The 9,070-nt window shown below is 65.1% G+C and carries 8 protein-coding genes and 1 tRNA gene; all 9 read left to right on the top strand.

Annotation, left to right across the window (positions count from 1 at the left end; genetic code table 11):
• The coding region (locus ACESL9_RS15600) for a tripartite tricarboxylate transporter substrate-binding protein (RefSeq protein WP_372675132.1) at positions 1 to 672 on the top strand (672 nt) is incomplete at its 5' end.
• A gap of 64 nt (positions 673 to 736) precedes the next feature.
• Positions 737 to 1,264: a tripartite tricarboxylate transporter TctB family protein gene (locus ACESL9_RS15595; RefSeq protein WP_372611568.1), complete on the top strand. Its 528-nt coding sequence runs from the start codon at positions 737 to 739 to the stop codon at positions 1,262 to 1,264.
• 7 nt (positions 1,265 to 1,271) lie between these two features.
• The gene (locus tag ACESL9_RS15590; protein WP_372675131.1) at positions 1,272 to 2,900 is read left to right on the top strand and encodes a tripartite tricarboxylate transporter permease; all 1,629 of its coding nucleotides are present in this window, start codon (positions 1,272 to 1,274) and stop codon (positions 2,898 to 2,900) included.
• Positions 2,873 to 4,240, top strand: coding sequence for an aldehyde dehydrogenase family protein (locus ACESL9_RS15585; RefSeq protein WP_372611638.1), 1,368 nt, complete (start codon positions 2,873 to 2,875; stop codon positions 4,238 to 4,240). Before ACESL9_RS15590 ends, ACESL9_RS15585 begins: the two co-directional genes overlap by 28 nt.
• A 202-nt stretch (positions 4,241 to 4,442) precedes the next feature.
• On the top strand, positions 4,443 to 5,705 hold the full coding sequence (locus ACESL9_RS15580) for an aspartate aminotransferase family protein (RefSeq protein ID WP_372611572.1): 1,263 nt from the start codon (positions 4,443 to 4,445) through the stop codon (positions 5,703 to 5,705).
• Positions 5,698 to 6,642 carry a phosphotransferase enzyme family protein gene (locus ACESL9_RS15575; protein ID WP_372675130.1) on the top strand — a complete coding sequence of 315 codons (945 nt, stop codon included), beginning with the start codon at positions 5,698 to 5,700 and terminating at the stop codon, positions 6,640 to 6,642. Before ACESL9_RS15580 ends, ACESL9_RS15575 begins: the two co-directional genes overlap by 8 nt.
• A gap of 3 nt (positions 6,643 to 6,645) precedes the next feature.
• Entirely contained in the window at positions 6,646 to 7,881 is a 1,236-nt protein-coding gene (locus ACESL9_RS15570; RefSeq protein WP_372611576.1) for a Tm-1-like ATP-binding domain-containing protein, read from the top strand.
• A 36-nt stretch (positions 7,882 to 7,917) separates the two neighbouring features.
• Positions 7,918 to 8,652, top strand: coding sequence for a DNA repair protein RecO (gene recO, locus ACESL9_RS15565; RefSeq protein ID WP_372611578.1), 735 nt, complete (start codon positions 7,918 to 7,920; stop codon positions 8,650 to 8,652).
• Between the two features lie 231 nt (positions 8,653 to 8,883).
• Positions 8,884 to 8,973: transfer RNA gene (locus ACESL9_RS15560), tRNA-Ser, on the top strand.
• Positions 8,974 to 9,070: the final 97 nt, after the last annotated feature.

Raw genomic sequence — 9,070 nt, 5'->3', positions numbered from 1 at the left:
ATCGGCAGCTTCGTGATCGGGGTGCCGGTGGTCGGCCACCAGATCGGGATCGACGACCTGACGCCCGAGAAGTTCGATCCGCTGGGCATTTTCCTGACATATCCCTTCGTGATCGCTACGTCGGCCGATGCGCCCTATTCCACGATGGAGGAACTGGCCGCCCATGCGGCCGAGAATGACGTGGCGCTGGGCCATTTCGGCGATGTCCTCACGCCGACGCAGGTGACCAAGGCACTGGCCGCGAACATGGATTTCGAATGGGGCAGCGACGCGGCGTTCGACGCGCTGGATTGCAACACGCTGGCGTCGGGCGACGCGGATGTTGTCAACACCACGCTGCAACTGATCCTGCCGTGCCTCGATGACGTCAAGGTTCTGGTATCGATCACCGACGAGCGCATCCCGCTGGTGCCCGATGCGCCGACCGCGGGCGAGGTCGATGAAACGCTCGACATCGCGCTCTGGAACGGGCTGTTCGTCCACAAGGACACGCCGCAGGACGTGCGCGACAAGATCATCGCCGTCGCCCAGAAGACCGCGATGAGCGACCGGGCGCAGGCGGTGGCCAAGGAAACCGGTGCGCTGATCTATTGGCAGGGGCCGGACGAGAGCGCAGAGCGGATCGCGCAGGATATCGAAACGGTCGGACGGATCGAAAGCATCCTTGAATGATCGGATGCGGCCGGGCGGCTGATCCGCCCGGCCGTTTCGCCAGCGCGAGCCGGGAGGCAGGGCAATGACCGAGGAAGAACGCCGGTTCAAGGGGCCGGTCCGGGGGCAGAGTCTGTTCGCGATCGTTTTCGTGGTCGCGTCGCTCCTGCTGCTCAGCCAGTTGGGCAGCGAGACGCGATGGGCCAAGGGCACGCAGTTTTTCGCGCAGCCGCGATTCTGGCCGGCGGTGGCAGTGGGCGGCATGGCGCTGTTCGGGCTGCTGCATTTGCGCGCGTTGCCGCGCAAACGGTTGCGCCGGTCCGATCTGGTTGAGTGGCGGATCTGGTTCTTCGCCCTTGAATGGGTGCTGTGGTTTCTTGTTTACGTGCTGGTCGTGCCGGTGCTGGGGTACCTGCCCGCAACGCTGGTCTTCGTGCTTCTGCTGGCCTGGCGGGTGGGGTATCGCAGCCCGAAGATGCTGTGGATTTCGGCCGGATTCGCGGTGAGCGTGGTGGTGGTGTTCAAGACCTTCCTGCAGGTGCGCATCCCGGGCGGGGCGCTCTACGAGTATCTGCCCGGCGCGCTGCGCTCGTTCCTGATCCTGAATTTCTGAGGCGGGCATGGAGCTTTTGTCATCAGCCGTCGAGATCCTGGCCCGCTGGGACGTGATCCTTGCGCTTCTGGTCGGATCGGTGGGCGGCGTCCTGATCGGGGCGATCCCGGGGGTGGGGCCGGCGGTGGCGATTGCCATCCTGTTGCCCGCGACCTTCAGCATGGACCCGATCGTGGGGTTGACCGTGCTCCTGGGCATCTATGGCAGTTCCATGTATGGCGGCGCGATCCCGGCGATCCTGATCAACACGCCGGGCACGGCCGTGAATGCGCTGACCACCTATGACGGGTTCCCGATGACCGCGCGGGGCGAGGCGCGGCGGGCGCTTTCGCTGGCCTATTCGGCCTCGTTCTTCGGCGGCGTGTTCTCGGTGGTCTGCCTGATCCTTTTCGCGCCGGTGCTGGCCCGCATCGCGCCGATGTTCGGCAGCCGCGAGATTTTCCTTGCCGCGCTTCTAGGTCTCATCCTCGTGGTGATCGCGCATCGCGGTCAGACGCTGATCGCCGGGGCACTGGCGTTTTTCGGGATCTTCCTCAACACCGTGGGCTTGGAGCCGGTCAAGTATTCGAAGCGCTATACTTTCGATCAAAGCTGGCTTTCGTCCGGGGTGGACCTGATCGTGGTGGTGCTGGGCCTGTTCGCGCTTTCCCAGGCCTTCTATCTCTTGCAGGGCGATGACGAGAAGGTGCGTCTCACGCCGCTGCGCGGGGGTCTGTTCCAGGGGCTGCGCGAGCTGAGCCGCCATCCGCGGGTGGCCGGGGTGTCGGGCGCGTTCGGGGTGGTGATGGGGATGATCCCCGGCGTGGGCGAGTTCACCGCGCAGTTCATGAGCTATACATCCGCGCAACGCAGCAGCAAGCGCCCCGAGGATTTCGGCCACGGGTCGAGCGAGGGGCTGATCGCGTCGGAGACATCGAATAACGCGGTGCCGGCTGCAGCAATGGTGCCGCTTCTGGCGCTGGGCATCCCGGGGGAGGCGCTGACCGCGATGATGTTGTCGGTTTTCTACGTGCATAACGTGGTGCCGGGGCCGCAATTGTTCCAGAATGACATGCCGTTCGTGGTGGCGCTTTACCTGGCGCTGCTGGTGCTCAACGTGCTGGTGCTGATCTTCCTGCTTTCGGCGACCGGGCATCTGGTCAAGGTGGTGAAGATTCCCAACCGGTTCCTCGGGGTTGGCATCCTCACCCTGTCCTTCGTCGGTGTCTATTCCTTGCGCAACTCGTTCACCGATTGCCTGATCGCGGCCTGTTTCGGGGTGTTCGGATTCGTGCTCAAGCGGCTGTCGCTTCCGGCGGTGCCGATCGTGCTGGGCATGGTCCTGGGCGGGATCATGGAAGTCAAGCTGCGCGCGGGCATGGCGCGGGTGAAGGCGCCGCTCGATTTCATCGACCGGCCCATCACGATGATCCTGTTCGTGATGATCCTAGGCGTTCTCGCGCTGCACATTCGCTATGTACTGATCGAACGCCGCAAACTGAAGGAGGCCAAATGGTCAGCCAGGAAAAGATCGACGCGCTTCGGAATGCAGATGTTCCGCCGCAGGGATTACTTGTCGACGGAGCGTGGCAAGAAGGTTCGGGAGAAACGCTCGAAGTATGTTCCCCGATCGACGGGGCCGCGTTCACCACGCTAGAGCGGGCGAACGCACAGGACGTGGACCGCGCCGTCGCGGCCGCGCGGCGGGCATTCGACGACGGGCGATGGTCGCGGGCGGCGCCGGCGGAGCGCAAGCGGGTGCTCCACCGGATTGCCGATATCATCGAGGAACGGGCGCTGGAATTGACCGTGCTGGGCGTGCGCGACAACGGCACCGAGTTCAACATGGCACTGAAGGCCGAGGCCGGGTCGGCGGCGGGCACGTTCCGTTACTACGCCGAGGCCGTGGACAAGATCTATGGCGAGGTGGCGCCGACACCCGATAACGTGCTGGGGCTTGTCCATCGCGAGCCGGTTGGCGTGATCGGCGCGATCGTGCCGTGGAACTTCCCGCTGATGATCGGGGCGTGGAAGCTTGCCCCGGCGTTGGCGACGGGCAATTCGGTGGTGCTGAAACCGGCGGAGACGGCCTCGCTCTCGCTTCTGAAACTCGCGGAATACTGCATGGAGGCGGGCCTGCCGGATGGCGTTCTGAACGTGGTGACGGGGCAGGGCAGCGTGGCCGGTGAGGCGCTGGCGCTGTCGATGGATGTGGATGTGCTGGTGTTCACCGGGTCGGGGGTGACGGGACGGCGGTTGCTGGAATATTCCGCGCGCTCGAACCTCAAGCGGGTTTACCTCGAACTGGGTGGCAAGAGCCCCAATGTCGTCTTTGCCGATGCGCCGGATCTTGAGAAGGCGGCGCAGGTGTCGGCGATGGCAATCTTCCGCAATTCGGGACAGGTCTGCGTGGCCGGGTCGCGCCTGTTGGTGGAACGCTCGATCCATGACGAATTCGTCGCGGCACTGTCGCGCCATGCCGGGGCGCTCAAGGTGGGCGATCCGCTGGACCTGCAAAGCCAGGTCGGGGCGATCAACTCGCTCGGCCAGTTGGAGGGCAACCTTGGCTTCGTGGCCGATGCCACCGCGCAGGGGGCAGACGTCGCGCTGGGCGGCGGGCGCATCCTTGAAAGCACGGGTGGCTATTACATGGAGCCCACGGTTCTGACCGGGGTGCGCCCCGACAACCGGGTGTTCCAGGAAGAGATATTCGGCCCGGTTCTGGCGGTGACCGCGTTTGAGAGCGACGAGGAGGCGATCATGTTGGCCAACGCGACCGATTACGGGTTGGCGGCCGGGGTCTGGACCGGGAACCTGGGCCGGGCACATCGCATGGTGCGGGATATCCGCGCGGGGATCGTGCATGTGAACACCTATGGCGGGTCGGACAACACCGTGCCGCTAGGGGGCGTCAAGCAATCGGGCAATGGCCATGACAAGTCGCTTCATGCGATAGACAAGTATCTCGATCTCAAGACCGCATGGATACAGCTTTGACCGAAATCTTTCGCCTCCGCCGGGGCGCGCAGCGTCCCGGCATGCGCCCGCCCGCCCCCAAGGCGGGCGCATTCTGCGCCCACCCGGGCGGGTGCATGCCTCTTTTTCACGTGCGGCACACTGTTTCGCAACCATCACCGTGCCAGTGGCGAAAACCCGCCGCGGGACGGGCACTGCCCTTGTTGCATCCACGGAGCCCATCATGACCGAAACCCTACTCGATCGCCGCGAGCGCCTGTTGGGCCCGCGTCTGACGACATTCTACGACGAGCCCGTGCATCTCGTGCGCGGGTTGGGGACGAAGCTTTGGGATGCGGATGGGCGCGAGTATCTCGATTGCTACAATAACGTGCCGCATGTGGGCCATTGCCATCCCAAGGTGGTCGAGGCGATCTGTCGGCAGGCCGGGACGCTCAACACCCATACGCGCTACCTGCACGAGGGGATCGTGGATTATGCCGAGGACCTGACCGGCACATTCGCCGCGCCGCTGAAGTCGATGATGGTCACCTGCACCGGGTCGGAGGCCAACGACATCGCGCTTCGCATGGCGCGGGCGGTGACCGGTAAGGCGGGGGTGATCGCGACCGATCATACCTATCACGGCAACACCGATGCAGTGAGCCAGCTCAGTCGCACCAACCCGCCGCCGAACCGGTGGGACACGGTCGAGTTCGTGCCGGCACCCGACAGTTACCGGCCGATGTCGGGAGCCGATTGGGCGGGCCATGTCGCGGCGGCGGTCAAGCGGCTGGAGGACAAGGGGCACGGGGTCTCGGCGCTGGTCATCTGTCCGTTCTTTGCCAATGAAGGCTTTCCCGACCTGCCCGGGGGATGGCTGAGCCCGGCCATCGAGGCGGTGCGGCGCGCGGGTGGCGTGATCATCGCCGACGAGGTGCAGCCCGGGTTCGGCCGTCTTGGCACGCATTTCTGGGGGCACGAGAAGGCGGGGTTCCTGCCTGATATCGTGACCATGGGCAAGCCGATGGGCAATGGCCACCCGGTGGCCGGCGTGGTGACGCGCCGCGAGGTGATGGAGGCGTTTCGCGACACGTTCCGTTATTTCAACACCTTTGGCGGCAACCCGGTGAGCATGGCGGCGGCGCAGGCGACGCTGGACGTGATCCGCGAGGAGGGCTTGCAGGAGAACGCATGCATTGTTGGCGAATATGCCCGCGCGGGGCTGCGCGGTCTGGCCACGCGGCATGCGTGTATCGGGGATGTGCGCGGGTCGGGACTTTTCTTCGGGGCCGAACTGGTGCTCGACCGCGAGGCCAAGACCCCGGCGACCGACTTCACGAAAAGGGTGGCCAATGCGTTGCGTCACAAGGGGGTCCTGATGAATTTCCTCGGGGTGCATTACAACGTGCTGAAGATGCGCCCGCCGATGGTGTTCTCGCGCGAAGATGCCGACCGGATGCTTGAGGCCGTGGACGAAGCGTTGGGCGAGGTGCCGCTTGCTTGAGATCGCACAGGACGCGGCCCGGCAGTGGGGGCTGGAGGGGGCCGAGGTCGAGCTCGCGGCGCGCCGCGAGAACGTGGTGTTTCGTGCCTCGACGCCCGGGGGCGATTACGCGCTGCGACTGCACCGGCCCGGCTACCGCAGCGATGCGGAACTGACCTCGGAACTGGAATGGATGGCGGTGCTGGCCGAGGGGGGTCTTGATGTGCCCGCGCCGCTGGCCACGCGCGACGGGCGGTTCATGGCCAGCGTGGCGGGGCACCAGGTCGATGTTCTGACATGGGTGCCGGGTGCCGCGCTGGGCCGTGCCGGGGAGTTGCAGGGCGTCGCGGACCGGCCCGGGTTCTGCCATGCGCTGGGCGCCGCGATGGCGCGGATGCATGACGTTTCGGACGCATGGGTGCAGCCCGAGGGGTTCACCCGGCCTTCATGGGACCGCGCGGGTCTTCTGGGCGAGGCCCCGCTTTGGGGGCGGTTCTGGGAGCATCCGCATCTGGATGCGTCGGAACGCGCACTGCTGAGCCGTGTGCGGGCGGCGGCAGATGACGTGCTGTCGCGTTTCGAGGGCGAGGCCGATTACGGGCTGATCCATGCCGACCTGATCAGCGAGAACATGCTGAGGGATGAGGGGCGGATCTACCTGATCGATTTTGACGATGGCGGGTTCGGGTTTCGCGATTTCGAACTGGCGACCTTTCTTCTGCGCTTCGAGGATGCGCCGGATTACGCCGAGCTGCGCGCGGCGCTTTGCGAGGGATATGCCGCGCGGCGGCAGGTTAGGGCGGCCGATCTCGACCTCTTACTGCTGCTGCGCGCGCTGACCTATCCCGGTTGGATCGCCGATCGGTTGGGCGAGCCGGGGGCGGCGGAGCGGTCGGAACGGGCGGTGGCCACGGCACTGCGCAGCGCGTGGCGCTGGCTGGACAGGATGGGAGGATGAGACATGAGTGAGGACAAGACGATCCTGGTGGTGGGCACCTATGACACCAAGGACGACGAGTTGAATTACCTTTGCGATTGCATTCGCGGGCAGGGTGGCAAGGTGCGCACGATGGATGTGAGCGTGCTCGGCGATCCGAACGCGCCCACGGACCATTCCAAGCATGATGTGGCCCAGGCGGGCGGATCGAGCATCGACGCTGCGATCGGGTCGGGCGACGAGAACCACGCGATGCAGATCATGGCCGAGGGGGCGGCGGCGCTGGCCTTGCGGCTTTACCGCGCGGGTGAAATCGACGGCGTGATCGTGCTGGGCGGAACGATGGGAACCGACCTTGCGCTCGATCTCTGTTCGGCGCTGCCGCTGGGCGTGCCGAAATACGTGGTTTCCACCGTGTCCTTTTCGCCGATGCTGCCGCCCGAAAGGCTGGCCCCGGACATCCAGATGATCCTTTGGGCGGGGGGGCTTTATGGGCTGAACTCGGTCTGCAAATCCTCGCTTTCCCAGGCGGCGGGCGCCGTTCTGGGGGCGGCGCGGGCGGTCGAGCCGCCGCGGCGCGACAAGCCGCTCATTGGGATGACCTCCTTTGGCAAGACGGTGCTGCGCTACATGGTGCGCCTGAAACCGGCGCTTGAGGAGCGCGGTTTCGAGGTTGCGGTGTTCCATGCCACCGGCATGGGCGGGCGCGCCTTCGAGGGGTTGGCCGCCGAGGGCGCCTTTGCCTGCGTGTTCGATTTCGCGCCGCAAGAGGTGGTGAATCATCTTTTCGGTTCGGGGATTTCGGCGGGGCCGGACCGGATGACCAATGCGGGCGCGCAGGGCATTCCGCAGCTTGTCGCGCCGGGCTGTTACGATCTGGTCGATTTCGTGGGCTGGCAAGACCCGCCCGAGCGCTTGAAGGACCGTGAAACCCATGCGCATAACCGTCTTTTGACCTCGGCGGTGCTGGATGCGGATGAGCGGCGCGAGGTGGCGCGGGCGATCTGTGGGAAACTGGCGGACGCGAAGGGACCGGTGGCGTTCCTTTTGCCGCTTGAGGGCGGCAACGAATGGGACCGCGAAGGTGCCGACCTGCATGATGCCGCAGGGCTTGCGGCGTTCTGTGACCAGATCGGCACGGCCTGCCCCGCGAACGTGGCTCTGCACCGGCTCAAGACGCATATCAACGATGCGGCATTCAGCGACGCGGCACTGGCGATATTCGATCAGTGGGTGGCCGAGGGCGTGGTGAAAAAGTGATTTTCGCCGCCTCGCCCGGGCGGTAGATTGGCCTGCATGGAATGGCGGGACCAGGGCATATTGCTGAACGTGCGGCGGCATGGCGAGACCAGCGCCATCATAGAGATGTTCACCGAATCCCGTGGCCGCCACGCGGGCGTGGTGCGTGGTGGCACCAGCCGAAAGATTGCGCCGATCCTGCAGCCGGGTGCGCAGCTCGACGTGACATGGCGGGCGCGGCTGGAGGATCATATCGGCAGTTTCACGGTCGAGCCGGTGCGCTCGCGCGCGGCCGCCGGGATGGGCTCGCGGCTGGCGCTGGCAGGGCTCAACGCGGTGGTGGCGTTGTTGCACTTCTCGCTGCCCGAACGCGAGGCGCATGGCACGCTCTATCGGCGCAGCGAACAGTTGCTTGATCTGCTGGGGCAGGACGACCTGTGGCCGCTGGCCTATCTGCGCTGGGAACTGGCGCTGCTGGAAGAGTTGGGGTTCGGTCTCGACCTGTCGACCTGTGCCGTGACGGGTGCGCGCGAGGGGCTGGAATTCGTCTCGCCCCGGACGGGACGGGCGGTGTCGCGGTTGGGCGCGGGCGACTGGGTGGATCGGCTCTTGCCCTTGCCGCAATGCCTGTTGGGGCGCGGGGACATGCCGGATGCGGAGATTTCCCAAGGCTTTGACGTAACGGGATATTTCCTGCGCGAGAAACTGGCCTCAGAACTTCTTCACAAGCCGCTACCGGAAGCGCGGGAGCGTTTCGTGGCCCGGTTCCGGCGCGGGTTTGCCGTCGACTGAGTGACCGCGGCCGTTAGGAGGATCGCGTTGCAAGAAGGCTGTCAGGCGGCAGTTTTGCTGTCCTTGACTGTCCGTACTTGCCCGCGTGGCCTCGCGCCGATCACGTTTTACCCCCGCCGGTTGCGGGTGTTCCCTAGAGACATCAAGACGAACGGGCGCTGAAAACTTCGCTCGAACTTCCCAAAACAGGCTCTTCTAGAATCGCTGCAACTTGATTAACCAAAGCGGGCTGGAGGAGTGGCAGAGTGGTCGAATGCACCGGTCTTGAAAACCGGCGTGGGTTCACGCCCACCGTGGGTTCGAATCCCACCTCCTCCGCCAAATTTTCTGCCGTTAGGCGAGAATATTTTGTTTAATATCAAGCAAATAAGCTGAAGCATAGGCAACGCGCAGTTGACAATAGTGCGCTTTTTTGTCC

It is taken from the genome of Aquicoccus sp., assembly GCF_041686535.1.
Taxonomy (GTDB): domain Bacteria; phylum Pseudomonadota; class Alphaproteobacteria; order Rhodobacterales; family Rhodobacteraceae; genus Aquicoccus.
Note: the sequence above shows the minus strand (reverse complement) of the source record. Positions and strands in the feature narration are given on the sequence as shown.

Coding starts and splice junctions, on each gene's coding strand:
- ACESL9_RS15595 (WP_372611568.1), top strand. CDS start 737: ATGACCGAGGAAGAACGCCGGTTCAAGGGGCCGGTCCGGGGGCAGAGT.
- ACESL9_RS15590 (WP_372675131.1), top strand. CDS start 1,272: ATGGAGCTTTTGTCATCAGCCGTCGAGATCCTGGCCCGCTGGGACGTG.
- ACESL9_RS15570 (WP_372611576.1), top strand. CDS start 6,646: ATGAGTGAGGACAAGACGATCCTGGTGGTGGGCACCTATGACACCAAG.
- ACESL9_RS15580 (WP_372611572.1), top strand. CDS start 4,443: ATGACCGAAACCCTACTCGATCGCCGCGAGCGCCTGTTGGGCCCGCGT.
- recO (WP_372611578.1), top strand. CDS start 7,918: ATGGAATGGCGGGACCAGGGCATATTGCTGAACGTGCGGCGGCATGGC.